Source organism: Bradyrhizobium sp. UFLA05-112, from assembly GCF_053572325.1.
In genome coordinates this window covers 67253-85462 of sequence record NZ_JBANBK010000003.1, presented here as the reverse complement: position 1 = coordinate 85462, position 18210 = coordinate 67253, and the positions used below count along the sequence as shown (strand labels likewise).

The window sequence follows — 18210 nt, the reverse complement described above, 5'->3', positions numbered from 1 at the left end:
CGCACATCGCACTTGAGCGCAATTTGCCCATCCACGCGCCGCCGATTGCGAGCGCGCGATCGACGTCGCTCGCACTGCCCCTTTCGCGTATTCGCCACCCGGCCCCGCGTCTGCCGCGAATAACATGATGTTAGGTTTATCGCATAACACGGTAATTGTGTTAGCTCGCCGAAAGCCTATTGTCACACCGAACCAGACACGTCCCGGCAGTCGACAAGCGCAAGCGGAAAGCCCGCCGCGCGATCGGATAATGCTGCCCAACACACATCTATGAAGCCCGCTTACGGGACGCCAGCAAAATAGGTCGGAGGAAACTTGCACATGACCACGGCTCGAGCGATCCACGACATGGGTCAATCCAAGAAGGCTGCTGCGAGCGGCTGGATTGGATCCGCGCTTGAATATTATGACTTCTTTATCTACGCGACCGCAGCGTCGCTGATCTTCCCGCAGATCTTCTTCCCGTCGGACAATCCCACCGTTGCCATCGTCGCATCGCTCGCAACGTACGGTGTCGGATATGTGGCCCGGCCGATCGGTGCCTTCGTTCTCGGGCACTGGGGCGATACCCACGGCCGGAAAACGGTTCTGATCGTCTGCATGTTCCTGATGGGCATTTCGACCATGGCCGTCGGCATCCTGCCGACATACCAGCAGGTCGGCATTTGGGCGCCGATCCTGCTCGTCACCTTACGTCTCGTGCAGGGTTTTGCCGTTGCCGGCGAGATCTCCGGTGCAAGCTCGATGATCCTGGAGCATGCGCCATTCGGGCGGCGCGGATTCTATGCGAGCTTCACGCTCCAGGGCGTGCAGGCCGGACAGATCCTTGCGGCGGCGGTCTTTCTGCCGCTCGCGGCCTACATGCCCACCGAGGCCTTCAACAGTTGGGGTTGGCGGATACCCTTCCTGCTCAGCTTCTTCGTCATCGTCGCGGGCTACATCATCCGCCGCGAGGTTGACGAGACGCCTGCCTTTGCCAGGGAAGATGAGCGCGGCGAAACCCCGCGTGCTCCGATCATTCAGGCCATCAAGCTGAATTGGAAGGACATGCTCAGGGTCATCTGCATGGCGCTGATGAATGTCATTCCGGTCGTCACGACGATTTTTGGCGCGGCCTATGCCGTCCAGTCTGCCTACGGAATCGGTTTTGCGAAGGACGTCTACCTCTGGATTCCGGTCCTCGGAAACATGCTGGCGGTGTTCGTCATTCCCTTCGTCGGCAACCTCTCGGACAAGGTCGGCCGCAAGCCTCCGATCATCGTCGGCGCGCTCTGCTCCGGTCTGCTCGCGTTCGGATACCTCTATGCCATCAGCATCAGGAACGTGCCACTGGCGATCGTGTTGTCACTCCTGATGTGGGGTGTGGTCTATCAGGGCTACAACGCGATCTTCCCGAGCTTCTATCCTGAACTGTTTCCGACGCGCACCCGGGTTTCGGCGATGGCGATCTCGCAAAACATCGGCACCACCATCACCGCGCTGCTTCCCGCTTTGTTTGCGACCGTGGCGCCTCCCGGCTCGGCCAACATCCCGCTGACGGTGGGCGCCATCGCCTTCGGCATTACGGTGATTGCCGCCCTCGCAGCGGTGACTGCCAGGGAGACGTACCGGATCAGCCTTGACGATCTCGGAAATCCGGATGCCGTGCCGATGCCAAGGGCGGACTATGAGCGGAGGCGTGCGGAGACGGCCGGTGAGGCTGCCGCGGCTCTGACCTGACGGCCCCGGGAAGTGGAGGTGATGGCGGCGCCATGATCTCGGATGTTGCCGTCCTGCTGCAAATGAAGGAAGAACTGCCGCTGCGGCCAAGCCCGCCAGCAGCGGCAGGGCTCCCGCCAACCGGATGACGCTTGATCGGCAAAGCCATTGGAGCGATAGCGATCTTCGACCGGCGGCGCGCCGGCTACCAAGGAGTTGAGAAATGAATCCCGTTGTTGTTGCTGTCGCGATCACCGGTTCCGTTCCGCGCAAGAAGGACAATCCGGCGGTGCCGATCGTGCCGTCCGAGCAGATCGAGTCGACGCACGCGGCCTTCGAGGCGGGCGCAACGCTTGCGCATATTCACGTTCGCAACGACGACGAAACACCGTCCTCCGACCCCCAGCGTTTTGCGGAGGTGCAGGAGGGTATCAGGAAGCATTGTCCGGGAATGATCGTTCAGTTCTCGACCGGTGGGCGCGGCCGCGATCCATCGGCGCGCGGGTCGTCGCTCTATCTGAAGCCGGAGATGGCGTCTCTCTCGACCGGATCGGTGAACTTTCCGACCATCGTCTACGAGAACAGCGCCGCCCTGGTCGAGCAACTGGCCACCGGGATGAAGGCCGGCGGCATCCGTCCTGAAATCGAGATCTTCGATCTGTCGCACCTGCATGGCGCGCGCCGCCTGATCGAGGCGGGCCTGATCGATGAGCATCCCCACGTGCAGTTCGTAATGGGCGTCAAGAACGCAATGCCGGCGGACGAGCATGTCCTCGACATTCTTCTGGCCGAGCTCAAGCGGCTGATGCCGAAAGCGACCTGGACCGCGGCCGGGATCGGGCGCCATCAAGCCGAGGTCATGGGCTGGGCGCTGTCGCGCGCTGCCGATGCGGTTCGCACCGGGCTCGAGGACAACATCAGGATCGACAAGAACCGTCTGGCCAAGAGCAACGCTGAGCTCGTGACCCTCGCCTGTGAGGCGGTGACCCGTCACGGCCGACGCGTCGCCACACCTGCGGAGGCGAGATCGGCACTGAGGATCGCGCGGTAGATCACACGATCAGCCGTCCCCGTCGCGCCGCGATCCCGATCGCGACTTCGGCGCCGGCGTTGAATTCGAGGCGATCGGCCTCGATGCCGTCGCTGAAGATGACGCCGTTTTCGGGCATCAGCGAGCGGATGCGTAGTTGTCCTGAGGAGGTGAGGGAGCCGCAGACGAGACTCACTTGCGAGTTGCGGCTGGGAAACGGCTCGCGCACCGCGAAGCGCAGCTCCGGCGCATCCCAGGGCAGGGCGGCGTAGGCGGTAGGCTCCGACGGCTGGCCGAACTGTCCTGCGATCGCGAACGAGCCGGTAACGATGCTCTTGAACCAGGCGGTCGAGCCGAGTCCGGTCGACACGATGAGCCCGCTCGAAGACTGCCGCTCCTTCGTCTCGCCGGTCGCAATCTCGTAGATCGCGGAGGTGTGCGTGCGGGCGCCGATGAAGAGGTCGTTCACGGCATGGAGCACCTGACCATTGGAGAGCCGGGCCTCTGCCATCGTCACCGCCTGGCTGTCGCGCTCCTCAGCGGCGACCTCGGGCAGGAGCTTTGCAAGGTCGCGCGGCGCGAAGGGCAGGAGAATGCCGTCGTAGCGCGCGGGATCCGGGTTGAGCCCGATCAGCGGATGGTCGTCGAGATATTTCATGGTGTTGGCGACGACGCCGTCCTGGCCGAGTGCGACCACGATGTCGGAGGGCGCGAAGATGAAGTTCGGCAAGAAGCTGCGCTCGATCACCTGGTAGCGACCCCATTGCTCCAGCGCCTGGAGCGCGAGGCGCTGTTGCGCGTGATAGACCTCGTGCTCGCGCTCATAGTCGGAGAAGTCGGCGCCGAGATGCTCGACATAGAAGCGCGCCTGCGCCGCCGTCAGGTAACGCGCGACCAGGTCCTCCAGCCTGGTCTTGCGCGTCACCAGCACGATCTTGCGGTCATTGCCGGCGGGCATTGGCGGCCTCCATCGCCCTGGGCTTCTCCATCAACTGGCTGAGCAGGTCCGGCGAGACGTTGAGCTGGCCGATCTTTTCCGCCTTCTCGGCAATGCCGGTGAAGGCCTGCGCGATGAGCTGGCCCGGCTGCATTCCGGCAGAGGCAAGCGCCTGGATCACGCGGGTATCGACGCCCTCAAAAATCTTCATCAGCGCGCCGACGCGATAGGCCTCGGCGTCGGCCAGCGTGCGGGTGTTCTCGGCGTTGAGCTCGACAAAGTCCTTGCGCTTGCCTTCGAGGGCGATGTCCGCGACCATGCCGGCCTGGCGCAGCTCGTTCTTCTTGGCGGCGACGCTGGCTTCCGCGTCCATCTGCGTTTCGCGGATCGAGCGTTTCTTCTGCTCGACCGCGATCTCAGTGTCGAGCTCGCTCTCGCGGATGGCGCGCTCCTGCTCGACCGCAAAATTGCGGCGCGCGAAGATCGCTTCGTCCGCGTTCTTCAGGATTGCCTCGCGCGCTTCGGCCTCCAGCGCCTTGGCCGTGTCCGGCGTTGGCTTGATGCCGCGGATGGAGACGCCGAGGATTTCGAGGCCGAGCGAGGCGATGTCGGCGCGGGCCCGCAAGCCGGTCGCGATGATGTCGGCGATGCGGTCGGAGGCCTGCAGGGCTTCCCTCAAGGTCAGCTCCTTCACCGCCTGCTGGGCCAGTACCTCGACCGTGCCGAGGATGCGCTGCGGCAGTTTCTCGGGGTCGTCGGTCTCATAGGTCTTGCCGTCGCTCTTCAGCGTGAAGTCGAGCATCGAGGCCGCTTTCTTCGGCTCGCTGACGCGATATGTGACGTGGCCCTGGACGGTGAGGGTCTGAAAGTCGCGGGCGATCTGCTGGAAGATGAAGGAAGCGTCGCGGCTGCCGATGGGGACGGCGACGAGCGAGGTGGCCGGCGCGTAATAGAACGCGGATAGTCCCGCGCCCTCGGCGACGACGGTGCCGGCGCGGTACTTCATGAGATAAGTGGTGGGCTGGGCCTTGATGAACCTGACGCCGAACATAGTCTTCCCTAGTAAGTTGTTCTGAGCAACTAAGTAAGTTGCACTGTACAACTAAGTTGGCTACTGTCAAGCGGCAGGAGAGGGAGGTCACAATGGCGCCGAAAGACCAGGCCCAGGACATTGAAAGTTCGGGACAATTGGATTTCCCGCGACCGCTGGCCACGGTCGACGTGGTGATCTTCGCGATCCGGAACGAAGGCCTCCACGTCCTTCTGGTGCAGCGGCCGGCCAGCGCTGGCGAGCCGTTCCCGCTCGCCTTCGCGCTGCCGGGCGGCTTCGTCGATATCGCCAAGGACCGCGATCTGGAGGCCTGCGCGGTGCGCAAGCTGAAGGAGAAGACCGGCGTGACCAGCCCCTATCTCGAGCAGCTCGGAAGCTGGGGCAGCGCGATCCGCGATCCGCGTGGCTGGTCGGCGACGCACGCCTATTTCGCCCTGATGCCGGAGGAGGCGGGTCGGGCCGCACTCGCACCCGACGCGCAATGGTTTCCGATCGTCGCCGGCAGCATCAAGCCGAAGCTCGCCTTCGACCACGGCGAGATACTCACTGCAGCCGTCGAGCGCCTGCGCAACAAGGTCGAATACACCTCGCTGCCGGCCTACCTGATGCCGGCGGAATTCACACTACCTGATCTTCAGCGGGTCTATGAGATCGTGCTGGACCGTCCCTTGGAGAAGAGCGCCTTCCGCACGCGGATTCTCGCAGCCGACATGATCGAGCCGATCGCCAAGATGCGGCGTGGCCCGAACCGCCCGGCGCAGCTCTATCGCCTGAAGAAGGGCAGGGAGCCGGTGTATTTCGTGCGCACGTTCAATCCGCCGGAGTGAGCGGTCTTACGCGAACTGGCTAGGTCGCGGCGGTTCCGGTGGATCGACGACGAACCCTTCGCAGATGATGAGGCCGTTGATCAGCCTGAACTCTAGCCTGTCGTAGCCCGGCATCGTCTCGCCGGGCTTCGGCGGCAGCAGCGCGATGCGACCTTGAATGCACAGCACGGACTGTCCAGTGCCACGCCACATCCTGATCCCGGTTTCCTTCCAGCGCCTGCGAATAAGCGTCTCCCGATCACAGGGATCGTCGGATTTCGTGACGGCGGCCGGGGCGATGTCGGCTTTGGCGATGACAGCCTCGACTGGGGCCGCTTCGGCGGCATCGGTCTCGACGAGGTCGCGTTGAACCACGTCCGTCTCGACAGCGATGGCTTCGGAAGTCTCTGCGGCATCGGAATTGACCGCGTCGGTCTCGAAAGTTTCGATCAGCGTCGGGGCAGCCTCGACTGCCTCGGGCTCAAGCACATCGGGCCGAGTGGCGTCGCTCTCGGCCTTGGTTTCAAAAGGCGCCGTCTCAATCGCGTCGACCTCGATAATGTCGGCCTCGGCAGCATCGAGCGGGAGAACGCCGGACCCGGTAGCAACAGCCTCACATGAGTCCTCTGATGGCGCGACATGCGCCGTAACGTCGTCAGCGCAAAGCGCGACGGGTTCGATTGTTTCGGCCTCAACCGCGTCGGCCTCGGCGCATTCGATTGCGACGAAAGGCGCCTGAGCAGATTCGATTTCAGCTATCTCGGCCTCAACGGGAAGCTCATCGCTTTCAACGGCCTCGATCTCACTCCGGGAGAGATCGTCGGACGTGATTGCAGAGGAGACAGCATCGCGGTTGCTTGTCGTGACCGGCTCATCTGCATCGATCTCGGCAGCGCCAGTCTCCGCTGTTGCGGTCTCTGCGACATCCGTCGCAGGAGCCTCCATTTCCTCAGCTTCGACCGTGTCGGTCTCGACGGGCTCGGCCGCCGCGGCCTCGGTTCCATCGGGAGCCGCCTGCACGGTGTCGGGTTCAACCGTTTCCGTCTCGATCGCGCCGCGCGCAACGTCGTCCTTCGTGAGGTCCGCAGCCGGTGCCTGAAACTCGCTGACGACAAGCGGTTCGTCGTTCGTTCGACCACGCAGCAGCGACTTGAATTTCGCCAACGCAAATTCAACCGCCGGAATCCGGCGCAGCGCTATCGCCAGTCTCGTGAGGACTGGGAGCTGTTTGGGAGCATACTCGGCGTGAGACATCAGTGATTCTCGAAACGAGCAAGAGTTGCCCGCGACGCGCGGGGCTGTCAAATCGCGCTGATGGCCGTTGTCGTCATGTCAATGGCATTGTGGCGGATAGGGTCATACCGCGTTCGCAGTGCAGAGCGGGGTGGAGATGGTGTATCCGGAAATGACCGGATCGGTCGGATCCGGCCCCGGGGCGGAATGCGTCGCTTGAAATTCGATACGAAGCTGATTGGCGTCATGGCGGTGCTCGCCGTCACCCAACTCGTCGGATGGGGGACGATCGGGCTTCCCGCCATCGTCGGCCGCGATCTCGCAGCCGATCTCAATATGAGCCTTCCGGCGGTATTCGCGGGAACGTCGGTTCTGTACGTGGCGATGGGGCTGTGCGCGCCCTGGCTCGCAAAGTCCTTCACGCGGCATGGCGCGCGCCGTGTGATGATGGTGGGCACGCTGGTGACCGCGCCGGGCTTTGTGCTGCTGTCCTTCGCGCAGGAGTCGATACTTTATTTCGCGTCGTGGATCATTCTCGGTGTGGCCGGCAGCGCCACGCTCTCGACCGGCGCGTACATCATGCTGAACGAGGTTGCCGGCCGGCGCGCAAAGAGCGCGATCGGCGCGCTGATGCTGGTGACCGGCCTTTCCAACAGCCTCTTCTGGCCCGCGACGTCGTTCCTGAGCAGCCTCGTCGGCTGGCGCGGAACGTGTCTGATCTATGCGGCCATGATGGTCGTCGTCTGCTTGCCGCTCCTTGCCTTCGGTGCACCGCGCCGGCGCAAGGCGAGCGAGGAGGTCACCGCGAAGGCGCGAGACGTGCCGCCGTCTCCGGTGCCCAGGCGCACCTTCCATCTCGTGGTATCAGCGGTCGCGCTCAACGCATTCGTGAACTTCGGCTTGAGCGCCATCTTCATCGAGCTCCTGAAGGCCGAGGGGCTCTCGCCGGCGGAGGCCGTCGGCTTCGGCTCCATGCTGGGCGTGATCCAGGTCAGCGCGCGCGGCATCGATTTCCTCGGCGGCGGACGCTGGGACGGCATCACGACCGGGCTGGTCGCGGGCACGGCGCTGCCGCTTGCCATGCTGCTTCTGATGGCCGGCAACGGCGCATATTGGGTCGTTACGCTCTTCATCCTGCTCTATGGCCTCGGCAGCGGCGCGATGGCGGTGGCGCGGGCGACGATCCCGCTCGTCTTCTACGACCAGACCGAATTCGCCAAGGCGATGTCGATGATCGCCATGCCGGTCAACCTCGCCGCCGCCGTGTCGCCGCCGATTCTCGCAGCCCTGCTGGTCCACTTCGGCAGTCGCGGCCTGCTCGGCCTGACCATGCTCTGCTCATGCGCAACGGTGTTGATCCTGATCGCTCTTGGCCGCCGCCGGCCACGGGCCGCGACGGCTGCCGCGGTGTGATGTCGTAAGACGAGCCTACGATGGTGGCATGCCGCCAGTGCAGGACTCGCGGGCTCGAAATAGTGTATCCGCAGGGAGCGCGGCCCGGCCTCGGCCGCCGCGCCAACACCAGTTCCCGGAGGAAACCTTATGTCGGCCTTGCCGCTCTCAGGCATCAAGATCCTTGACCTTACGCGCGTGCTCGCCGGGCCCTTGTCGGCCCAGATGCTCGGCGATCTCGGCGCGGAGGTGATCAAGATCGAGCGGCCCGGCACCGGCGACGACGCGCGCGCCTTCGGCCCGCCTTATCTCGCTGACCCCGAAGGCAAGCAGAACAACAACAACTCCTTCTACCTCTGCGCCAATCGCAACAAGAAGTCGGTCACCGTCAACATCGCCAAGCCGGAAGGGCAGGCGATCATTCGCGAGCTCGCCAAGGACGTCGACGTCTTCATGGAGAACTACAAGGTCGGCGATCTCAAGCGCTATGGCCTCGATTACGAGACGATCAAGGCGATCAACCCCGGCATCATCTACTGCTCGGTGACCGGTTTCGGCCAGACCGGACCCTACGCCCCGCGCGCCGGCTATGATGCGATCCTGCAGGCGATGGGCGGCCTGATGAGCGTCACCGGCCATATCGACGGCGAGCCCGGCGAGGGCCCGATGAAGGTCGGCCCGTCGATCGTCGATTACATGACCGGCATGAACACCTCGATCGGAATTCTCTCGGCGCTCTACCATCGCGACGTCAATGGTGGGGAAGGACAGCACATCGACGTCTGCCTGTTCGATACCGTCATCGCATCGTTGTCGCACTGGCTACAGATCTACCTCGTCAACGGCAAGACACCGCCGCGCCGCGGCACCTGGGGCAATGGTGGCATGCCGGCCGGCGTATTCCGCTGCACCGACGGCGAACTGATGCTGGTGGTCGGCAATGACGGTCAGTTCCAGCGGACATGCGCCGTGCTGGGTGAGCCCGAGCTTGCGAGCGACAAGCGCTTCATCAAGAACAACGACCGCGTCGTGCACGGCAAGGAGATCATGGCGATCTTCGCTGGTCTGTTCCTGAAGAAGCCGGTGGTCTACTGGCTTGAAAAGCTGGAGGAGGCCGGCGTGCCGTCAGGTCCGATCAACAATTTCGAGCAGGTGTTTAGCGATCCGCACGTCCAGTCGCGTGGCATGCGGGTGAAGGTCAACCATAAGTTCGAGCCCGAACTGTCGCTGATCCGCAACGCGCTGACGTTCTCGGAGACCCCCGTGACGGACTATCGCGCGCCGCCGCTGCTTGGGGAGCACACGCAGGAGGTTCTCGGCGAACAACTCGGGTATGATCCTGGGAAAATCGAGGCCTTGAAGAAGCAGGGCGTGATCTAGCAGCGATCTCCCCTTCACCTCTCCCCGGCGGGGGGAGGTCGATTTGCTCCTCGCGATGCGAAGCATCGTCGAGTGCAAATCGGGTGAGGGGCTCAGGTCTCACCAGAGTGCGTAACCCCCACCGGGCGCCGTGGCCGATGCAAGCATCGGCGTCTTCTTGGAACGGCGCCCTGAGGCCGCCTATGCCGACCTCTCCCGATGGGAGAGGTGAAGGAGAATCGATGACCACCGGCAAAACCATCATCACCTGCGCGATCACCGGCAATCTCACGAAGCCCGAGCAATCGCCATATCTTCCGATCACGCCCGAGCAGATCGCGACATCCGCGCTGGAAGCGGCAGAAGCCGGCGCAGCGATCGCCCATATCCACGTGCGCGATCCCGCGACCGGGCGTCCGTCGATGTCGATCGATCTCTACCGCGAGGTCATCGAGCGCATCCGCGCCCGCAACAAGAGCCTGGTCATCAATCTCACCACCGGGCCAGGCGGACGTTATGTTCCCTCGCACGACGATCCCCGTATCGCCGGCCCTGGCACGACTCTGGTCCAGCCGGAAAAGCGCGTCGAGCATATCGAGCTGCTCAGGCCCGACATCTGCACGCTCGATCTCAACACCATGAACTCCGGCGGCGAGGTCGTAATCAACACCCCGCGCAACGTCCGCATCATGGCCGAGCGGATGAAGGCGGCCGGCGTGCTGCCGGAGATCGAGCTGTTCGATTCCGGCGACTGTCACCTCGCGCGCGACCTCCTTGCCGACGGCACGTTGAAAGGGCCGGGCCTGTTCTCCCTCGTGTTAGGGGTGAAGTACGGCTTCTCCGCCACGTCGGAGACGATGTTTTATGCCCGTAGTCTGCTGCCGCCGGGTGCGATCTGGTCCGGCTTCGGCATCGGCCGCGCCGAATTCCCGATGGTCGCGCAGGCCTATCTGCTCGGCGGCCACGTCCGAGTCGGCATGGAGGACAATCTCTTCATGTCCAAGGGTGTGCTGGCGAAGACAAATGCCGAGCTGGTCGCGCATGCGGCTGCGATCCTGAAGAGCCTCGGTGCGACAGTCGCGAGCTCGGACGACGCGCGCGCCATGCTCGGGCTCGCCTGACGCCCGCCGTCAGCCCCGCCGCGCGGGTCGATGTCATCTCGAGACAACTCTGTGCTGCTAGCCACGACGTTACGGCGAGGAAGGAGCGCGCCGCCAGTCGGAACTCTCGGCGCGCTTCACCGGCGAGTTCGCCGACGGCAATCAAAGCGATGCCGGAACCCGAACATTCCAGTGAACCGTTGAGAGACAACGGAAGGGTGAGGGGCCTTTCGTTCCATTGTCCACAGATGATCCGTAGTTGCCCCGGCTTTCGTCGCAATCCGGACTCGTATTCGATCTCTTCATCTGACGAACTGATGTCCGGCAGGGAGGATTCGAATGTCCTACACGATCGGCTATCAAGTGAAGAACCAGAAGGCTGTCCTGGCGACCGAGGCGGCGACGGCCAACCAGGCCGTGGCGATCGTCGCAGCGCTGCAAAAGTCGGCTGAGGAAATCAAGTTCATCCGCTCGCCGCAGGAAGGCGACATGGGCATCGAAATGCTGCTGCTGCTCGCCAAGGAAGAAGCCGAGGAGATGCCACAGAGGATGTAGTCAGGGGGAAGCTCGCGAGCACGCTTCGATCTTGAGCGAAACGTCGCAGCCTTGAGATGATGTAGGCTGCTGCCGTTACGTTTACAGACGAAGGTAACCGCCCATGAAACGCGAAACGCTTCGCGTCGAGCCGATCTCGACCTTTCTCGACCGCTGGAAGGCGCCGGCCTCACCGGTGACGCGCGCCGGCAACATGATATTCGTGTCGGGGCTGCCGCCGCTCGATCCCCAGACAGGGGAGATCGCAGCGGCTTCGATCGAGCGGCAGAGCGAGCTCGTCATGGAGCAGATGAAGCTCTGCCTCGAGGCCGCCGGCGCCGGCCTCGACAATGTCATGAAGTGCAACGTCTATTGCACGTCGGCGAAGCATTTTGCGACTTTCAACGGCGTCTACGCCCGCTACTTCCCGGAGCAACCGCCGGCGCGGATATTCGTCTGCATTCCCGAATGGACCGGGCCGTTCGACATCGAGATCGACTGCATCGCGATGATGTAACGGGGCTTAGCGCGCAGCGACCTTCGCGGGCGCCTTGCTCCCCGCCTTGCCGGTGGTCAGCCCCATCACCGCCATGCTCACCACGCGCTCGATGATGCCCTCGACGTCGTCGAGGTCGCATTTGCCGTCCGACAGCTTGGTCAGCCGCTCGCTTTCGCGAATGGTGTGGTGCGCCATGGCCAGAGCGAAGTGCAGGCCCCAATAGATCTCCTCATCACTGCGGTCGGGCAGCGCGCGGCGCATCGCGGCGGCGAATTTCCGCAAGTGGTCGATCTCGCGGTTCTTGATGCGGCGGATCGGCGGCACCGATTCAATGGAGGCGCGGATCATGAACCGCGCCGCGGTGGAACGCTGGTTCGCCGGCCCCAGGCAGCCGTGCAGGGTCGGGCCTACCAGGGCGCGCAGGATCATTTCGATCGGCGCGCGGCCGCCGCCTTGGTCTTCCGCTGCCTTGAGTTCCGCCAGCCGCTCGCGATTGAGCGCGATGCTCCGCGTCACGAACAACTCGGCGATCAATTCGTCCTTCGAGCCGAAATGGTAATTCACGGCAGCCAGGTTGACGTTGGCCTCGGCGACGATGTCGCGCAGCGTCACGTCGCCGAAGCCACGGTCGGCGTAGAGCCGCTCGGCGGCGGCGAGAATGGCAGATCTGGTCTGATCACTGGCCATGGCTGAGAGCCTTTTCTCGTCATTCAGGGGCGCGACGAAGTCGCGAACCCGGAATTTCGCGCCACAACTTCCGGATTCCGGGTTCAGTCCTGCGGGCTGCCCCGGAATGACGATGAGGGGCGCGCGCCGGAGGGAGTTGCAATTCAAACAGTTGTATGAAACTATCGTTTGAAGGCCGGGAAAAGTCAATCCGCAATCGGGAGCCGTTCGCAATTGCGACCTGGAGTTCCCAAGCGCTCCGCAAGGTGCTTGCGGGCCGCGCGAGGCGGGAGGACAGTCCGGCAAAAAGATCGTTCAAAGAGAGAAACGAGGAGCGTCCCATGGACTTCGACATGTCCCCCAAGCAGAAGGAATGGCTCGAACGCGTGCAGTCCTTCATGACCAAGCACGTGCGCCCCGCTGTTCCCGTCTACAATCAGCAGGATCACAGCGGCGAGCGCTGGAAGGTCATTCCGGTGCTGGAGGATCTGAAGAAGAAGGCCAAGGCCGAAGGCCTCTGGAACATGTTCCTGCCGCCGTCCAAGGAGCATGACGACGACGAATTTCACGGCGCGGGATTGACCAATCTCGAATACGCGTTGCTGTCGGAGCAGATGGGCCACATCTCCTGGGCCTCGGAAGTGTTCAACTGCTCGGCTCCCGACACCGGCAACATGGAAGTGCTGTTCCGCTACGGCACCAAGGAGCAGAAGCGCAAATGGCTACGTCCGCTGATGGACGGCGAGATCCGCTCCGCCTTCCTGATGACGGAGCCGGCGGTTGCCTCGTCGGATGCCACCAACATCGAGACCCGCATCGATCGCGACGGTGATCATTACGTCATCAACGGCCGCAAATGGTGGTCGTCCGGTGTCGGCGATCCCCGCTGCAAGATCGCGATCCTGATGGGCAAGACCGACGTCAACGCCGCCAAGCATCAGCAGCAGTCGCAGATCCTGGTGCCGCTCGACACGCCCGGCATCAAGGTCGAGAAGATGCTGCCGGTGTTCGGCTTCGACGACGCGCCGCACGGCCATGCGCAGGTTCTGCTGGAGAACGTCCGCGTTCCCGCGTCGAACCTGCTGCTCGGCGAGGGTCGTGGCTTCGAGATCGCGCAGGGCCGCCTTGGCCCCGGCCGCATCCATCACTGCATGCGCACCATCGGCAAGGCCGAGGAGGCGCTGGAGAAGATGGTGAAGCGGCTGATGTCGCGCACCGCGTTCGGAAAGAAGATCATCGAGCACTCGGTGTGGGAGCAGCGCATTGGCGAGGCCCGCACCGACATCGAGATGAACCGCCTCTTGTGCCTCAAGGCCGCCGACATGATGGACAAGGTCGGCAACAAGACCGCGCAGCTCGAGATCGCCATGATCAAGGTCGCAGCTCCCAACATGGCGCTGAAGATCATCGACCAGGCGATCCAGGCCTTTGGCGGCGCGGGCGTCTCGGATGAAGCCGGTCTTGCCAAGGACTATGCGGGCATCCGCACGCTCCGCCTCGCCGATGGTCCGGACGAGGTGCACAATCGCGCCATTGCCAGACTTGAAATCCGGAAGTATGCAAACTCTCCCAAGCACTAAAAGGGAGTGCCCGGCGGCGTTCCCGAATAAGATCGAGAAGACCGTGAGGGAGCGTCATCGTGGCTGACGGCGTCAGGAAAGATGAGGAGTTCTCGGGCACCAAGCCCGTCGAGGAGCGGCATCGTTTCGATGAGCTGCGCCTCGAGACCTGGATGCGCGAGAACGTCGAAGGCTATCAGGGCCCGCTGGTCGTCCTGCAATTCAAGGGCGGCCAGTCCAACCCGACCTACCGGCTCGATACGCCCGGCCGTTCCTACGTGATGCGCCGAAAACCATTCGGCAAACTGTTGCCGTCGGCGCATGCGGTCGATCGCGAATATCGCGTCATCGCAGCGCTCGGAAAGCAGGGCTTTCCGGTCGCGAAAGCCTATGCGCTCTGCCAGGACGACGGCATCATCGGCGCTGCCTTCTACATCATGTCGATGGAGGAGGGCCGGGTGTTCTGGGATCCGACGCTGCCGAGCCAGACGCCGGACGCGCGCCGACGAATCTTCACCAGCAAGATCGAGACGCTGGCGAAGCTGCACATGTTCGATCCCGCCGCGATCGGCCTTGGCGATTTCGGCAAGCCCGGCAATTATTTCGCGCGGCAGATCGATCGCTGGACCAAGCAGTACCGGGCCTCCGAGACCCAGCACATTCCGGAGTTCGAGAAGGTTGCCGAATGGCTGCCGCGCACCGTGCCGGAGCAGGCGCGCGTCTCGATCGTCCATGGCGACTATCGCCTCGACAACATGATTTTCCACGCGAGGGAACCGCGCGTGCAGGCGGTGCTGGACTGGGAGTTGTCGACACTCGGCGATCCCATGGCCGACTTCACCTATCTGTTGATGCAGTGGATCATGCCGGGGCTTGAAGGCGCCGACATCAAGGCGCTGAACATTCCGAGCCTGGAAGAAGCGGCGCAGATCTACTGCAACGCGACCGGGATGAGCGTGCCTGATCTCAACTGGTACTTCTCGTACAATCTCTTCCGCCTCGCGGGCATCACGCAGGGAATCGCGGGTCGAATCCGCGACGGCACCGCCGCGAATGCAAAAGCGCTCGAATCCGCCAAGCGCACCGTGCCGCTGTCGAAGGCATCATGGGAGTACGCGCAGAAGGCGGGCGCGGTTTAGGGAACGCCAGACGAAATAAGAGGCGCGATTCGATTGAGCCGCGCTTTTTTTCTTTTGTTGTTGTGATTCGCGAACGTTCCGGCATTCTCCGTCATTGCGAGCGAAGCGAAGCAATCCAGGAATGTATCCGCGGCGACGGTCTGGATTGCTTCGTCGCTCCGCTCCTCGCAATGACGAGTTTGTTGAAACCCGTCCAGCTCTCGTAGGGTGGGCAAAGGCGCGTCAGCGCCGTGCCCACCGCTTATACGTACACAGAAGTGGTGGGCACGCTTCGCTTTGCCCACCCTACGCACTGGCCGCGACCGGAGCCGAGGCGCAGACGGGCACGCTTCCGCCTTCGCTCTTCGAGCTACGGCGGACAAGTCGCTTTGCCCTCTGCGACTTGCCGGTTGCGAGTCGGCGCTTCGTCCCTATCTCCTTCATCAGAAGACGGTCATGATCCAGCAACTGCGCATCTACGAGATTTTTGAGAAGAACAAGACTGCGTTTCACGCCCGGTTTCGCGATCACGCCGCGCGCATCATGCGAAGTAAATACGGCTTCCAGATCGTGGCGATGTGGGAAACCAGGCTCGGCGACAGAACTGAGTTCGCCTATCTGCTGGAGTGGCCGGACGAAGCGACCAAGGCTGCCGCCTGGGCTGCCTTCATGGCGGACACCGAGTGGTCCGAGATCAAGCGCGTGACGCACGCCGAGCATGGGCTGATGGTCGGCCAGATCGAGGATCGGCTGCTTGCGCCGGTGGATTATTCACCGTCACGAAGCTTGTTGCGTTAGCGGCGCGGCGCAAGTATCGTAGCCCGGGTGAGCGCAGCGATACCCGGGGAATTGATCCCGCATGTCGCTTCGCTTATGCGGGCTACGCTGCGCCAGTTACGCCCCCATTTTCGCGCAATGCGCGATCAGCTTTTCGACAAACTTACCGCACTTCTCGAGCTCCGACATCTCCACGAACTCGTCCGGCGTGTGCGCCTGGGCGATCGAACCTGGGCCGATCACCACCGAGGGGATATCGGCCATGCTGGCAAACAGGCTCGCTTCGGTGCCGAAGGCAACCTTGGCGTGGTCGTTGCGGCCGGCGAGCTTTTTGGCGAGCGTGACGATGGTGTCGTCGGCCCGGATGTCGAGTGCGGGATAGTCGAGAATCTCCGCGAAATCGATGCCGCACTCGGGATGCCGCTTCTTCATCGCCGGCTCGATCTCCGCCTTGGCCCAGGCGACGATCGCGTCCGTCACCTCTCGCGACTCAGTGATGCCAAGCCCACGGCACTCGAACTCCACGGTGCACGTATCCGGCACGATGTTGAGTGCGGCGCCGCCATGCACGATGCTGGTGAGCAGCGTCGCGTGTGGGACGTCGTAGAGGCTGTCCTGCTCCGCCTTTGCGGCAAGCGCGACGGCGCGGCGGCGGATCTCGGTGATCAGCTCGGCCGCATATTCGATGGCGTTGACGCCGTCGGGCGCTATCGAGGAGTGGCGGGCGAGACCCTTGAAGGTCGCGCGCACGCCGTGCTTGCCCTTGTGGCCGATGATGACCTTCATCTCGGTCGGCTCGCCGACGAAGCAGCCGAGCGGCGTGACGGGCTTCTTGGCAACTTCGCGCAGCATCGGCCGCACGCCGACGCAGCCGATCTCCTCGTCATAGGAGATCGCAAGATGGATCGGCGTTGTCAGCTTCGCCTCGACCATCTCTGGCACCATCGCAAGGCAGACCGCGACAAAGCCTTTCATGTCGGTGGTGCCGCGTCCGTAGAGACGGCCGTCACGCTCGATCAGCTTGAACGGATCGTGGGTCCATGTCTGGCCCACGACCGGCACCACGTCGGTATGCCCCGACAGCACGAAGCCGGGACGGTCGTTCGGGCCAATGGTGACCCAGAGCGAGGACTTCTGCCCGGTCTCGTCGACGATCCGCTGTCCGCTGATGCCGAGGGATGCGAGGTAGCTTTCGATGTAGGCGATCAGGGCAAGGTTGGAGCGATCGCTGACGGTATCGAAGGCAACGAGGTCGGCGAGCAGTTTGCGAATACGGTCGGGTCTTTGGCTTGTCATTGTCGGGTTCTTGGGAAGGGAGGATGGCAGCTCTGCCGCCTGCACGAACCATACCAACGGTGGCGCCCGTCGGGCAAATCACCTGCCGGTAGTCTGGGGCGATCCTACTTTGCATGGGGTTGTTTTCGAGAAAAAGACATCGCTTAGATGCTTGGTCTCGGCAATCGTAGGGTGGACAAAGCGAAGCGTGCCCACCGCGTATACTTCCTCGTGGAAAAAATGGTGGGCACGGCGCAAGTGCGCCTTTGCCCACCCTACACGCTCCGGCCGTGTCGTCGGAAGCATGGGCCGGCTCAACAGCGCATCGCTGTCGCGCAGCGTCCGGGGCACGAGAAAGCTAAACCGGCTTGCCCGTATACGGCATCGAGGCCGTGAGGCCACCGTCGACGGGGAAAGCCTGGCCGTTGACATACGACGCCTCGTCGCTTGCCAGGAACAAGCCCATCGCCGCGAGCTCGTGCGGTTGGCCGGGGCGCTTGAGCGGATTGAGCTGGCCGATCTTGTCGGCGGTACCGCGCTCCTTCGCACGGTCAAAGATCGGCTTTGTCATTCCGGTTTCGATGAGTCCGGGGCACACCGCGTTGATGCGCACACCGGTGCCGGAGAGCGAATAGGCTGTGGTCTGCACCAGGCTGATCACGCCGGCCTTGCTCGCGGCATAGGGATGACCGCTCGCACCAGCCTTGAGACCCGCGACCGATGCCGTCAGCACGATCGCGCCCGACTGCTGCTGCACCATGTGCGGCATCGCATACTTCACCGCGAGGAAGGGACCAATCAGGTTGACGCGCAGAACCTCCTGCCAATGCTCGACCGTCTGCTCGGCGAGCGGCACGAGCCCGCCGGAGACGCCGGCATTGGCCCAGATCACGTCGAGCCGGCCATGCGTCCTCACCGCCTTGTCGATGACGGCCATGACGTCCGTCTCGGAACCCGCATCAGCCATCACGGCCTCAGCGGTGCCGCCGGCGCGCTTGATCTCCTCGACCGTCTCCTTCACGCCCTCGGTGCGATCGACCGCGATCAGTCTTGCGCCTTCTTTCGTGAATAGCAGCGAGGCCGCGCGGCCGATGCCGCTGCCCGCGCCGGTGATGATGACGGATTTGCCTTGCAGACGGCCCATGCGTTTCTCCCTTGTAGCTTTCACGCGACGCT

At 63.4% G+C, this 18210-nt stretch carries 17 protein-coding genes; 11 read left to right on the top strand and 6 right to left on the bottom strand.

The genetic code is table 11. The features are described 5' to 3' along the window. Nucleotides 1–321 precede the first annotated feature (321 nt). Both SO180_RS02865 and SO180_RS02860 read left to right on the top strand, forming a co-directional pair. Nucleotides 322–1719: an MFS transporter gene (locus tag SO180_RS02865; protein ID WP_449377307.1), complete on the top strand. Its 1398-nt coding sequence runs from the start codon at nt 322–324 to the stop codon at nt 1717–1719. A gap of 202 nt (nt 1720–1921) precedes the next feature. After that, a complete protein-coding gene (locus SO180_RS02860; protein ID WP_449377306.1) occupies nt 1922–2749 on the top strand; it encodes a 3-oxoadipate:acetyl-CoA acetyltransferase in 828 nt (275 codons plus the stop codon). A 1-nt stretch (nt 2750) separates the two neighbouring features. Here the strand turns inward: SO180_RS02860 and SO180_RS02855 are convergent, their stop codons facing one another. Both SO180_RS02855 and SO180_RS02850 read right to left on the bottom strand, forming a co-directional pair. Next, nucleotides 2751–3686 carry a diacylglycerol kinase catalytic domain-containing protein gene (locus tag SO180_RS02855; RefSeq protein WP_449377305.1) on the bottom strand — a complete coding sequence of 312 codons (936 nt, stop codon included), beginning with the start codon at nt 3684–3686 and terminating at the stop codon, nt 2751–2753. Further along, nucleotides 3670–4716: an SPFH domain-containing protein gene (locus SO180_RS02850; protein WP_449377304.1), complete on the bottom strand. Its 1047-nt coding sequence runs from the start codon at nt 4714–4716 to the stop codon at nt 3670–3672. The genes SO180_RS02855 and SO180_RS02850 overlap by 17 nt, the downstream gene beginning before the upstream one ends. A gap of 92 nt (nt 4717–4808) precedes the next feature. Here SO180_RS02850 and SO180_RS02845 point away from each other — a divergent pair, with 92 nt between their 5' ends. Next, nucleotides 4809–5543, top strand: coding sequence for an NUDIX hydrolase (locus SO180_RS02845; RefSeq protein ID WP_449377303.1), 735 nt, complete (start codon nt 4809–4811; stop codon nt 5541–5543). Between the two features lie 6 nt (nt 5544–5549). On the opposite strand, the gene SO180_RS02840 is transcribed toward SO180_RS02845, so the two are convergent. Next, nucleotides 5550–6776: a hypothetical protein gene (locus tag SO180_RS02840; RefSeq protein WP_449377302.1), complete on the bottom strand. Its 1227-nt coding sequence runs from the start codon at nt 6774–6776 to the stop codon at nt 5550–5552. 186 nt (nt 6777–6962) lie between these two features. Here SO180_RS02840 and SO180_RS02835 point away from each other — a divergent pair, with 186 nt between their 5' ends. The 5 genes from SO180_RS02835 (at nt 6963) to SO180_RS02815 (ending at nt 11657) form a co-directional block, all read left to right on the top strand. Next, entirely contained in the window at nt 6963–8168 is a 1206-nt protein-coding gene (locus SO180_RS02835) for an MFS transporter (protein ID WP_449377301.1), read from the top strand. Between the two features lie 129 nt (nt 8169–8297). Further along, nucleotides 8298–9527 carry a CaiB/BaiF CoA transferase family protein gene (locus SO180_RS02830; protein ID WP_449377300.1) on the top strand — a complete coding sequence of 410 codons (1230 nt, stop codon included), beginning with the start codon at nt 8298–8300 and terminating at the stop codon, nt 9525–9527. Between the two features lie 221 nt (nt 9528–9748). Beyond that, complete coding sequence (locus SO180_RS02825) at nt 9749–10627, top strand: beta-keto acid cleavage family enzyme (protein WP_449377299.1); 879 nt, start codon at nt 9749–9751, stop codon at nt 10625–10627. A 318-nt stretch (nt 10628–10945) separates the two neighbouring features. Further along, nucleotides 10946–11161, top strand: coding sequence for a hypothetical protein (locus tag SO180_RS02820; RefSeq protein WP_449377298.1), 216 nt, complete (start codon nt 10946–10948; stop codon nt 11159–11161). A gap of 103 nt (nt 11162–11264) precedes the next feature. Continuing rightward, nucleotides 11265–11657 (top strand): Rid family hydrolase, encoded by a 393-nt coding sequence (locus SO180_RS02815; RefSeq protein WP_449377297.1) that lies wholly within the window; start codon nt 11265–11267, stop codon nt 11655–11657. 6 nt (nt 11658–11663) lie between these two features. Here the strand turns inward: SO180_RS02815 and SO180_RS02810 are convergent, their stop codons facing one another. Next, the gene (locus tag SO180_RS02810; RefSeq protein WP_449377417.1) at nt 11664–12326 is read right to left on the bottom strand and encodes a TetR/AcrR family transcriptional regulator; all 663 of its coding nucleotides are present in this window, start codon (nt 12324–12326) and stop codon (nt 11664–11666) included. A gap of 320 nt (nt 12327–12646) precedes the next feature. On the opposite strand from SO180_RS02810, the gene SO180_RS02805 reads away from it, so the two are divergent. The 3 genes from SO180_RS02805 (at nt 12647) to SO180_RS02795 (ending at nt 15780) form a co-directional block, all read left to right on the top strand. Further along, a complete protein-coding gene (locus SO180_RS02805) occupies nt 12647–13885 on the top strand; it encodes an acyl-CoA dehydrogenase family protein (protein WP_449377296.1) in 1239 nt (412 codons plus the stop codon). 59 nt (nt 13886–13944) lie between these two features. After that, a complete protein-coding gene (locus tag SO180_RS02800; protein WP_449377295.1) occupies nt 13945–15003 on the top strand; it encodes a phosphotransferase family protein in 1059 nt (352 codons plus the stop codon). Nucleotides 15004–15438: 435 nt separating this feature from the next. After that, nucleotides 15439–15780, top strand: coding sequence for an NIPSNAP family protein (locus tag SO180_RS02795; RefSeq protein WP_449377294.1), 342 nt, complete (start codon nt 15439–15441; stop codon nt 15778–15780). A gap of 96 nt (nt 15781–15876) precedes the next feature. Here the strand turns inward: SO180_RS02795 and argE are convergent, their stop codons facing one another. Continuing rightward, nucleotides 15877–17055, bottom strand: a complete 1179-nt coding sequence (gene argE, locus SO180_RS02790) for an acetylornithine deacetylase (RefSeq protein WP_449377293.1) — start codon at nt 17053–17055, stop codon at nt 15877–15879. 337 nt (nt 17056–17392) lie between these two features. Then, nucleotides 17393–18178, bottom strand: coding sequence for an SDR family NAD(P)-dependent oxidoreductase (locus tag SO180_RS02785; RefSeq protein ID WP_449377292.1), 786 nt, complete (start codon nt 18176–18178; stop codon nt 17393–17395). Between the last annotated feature and the right edge of the window lie 32 nt (nt 18179–18210).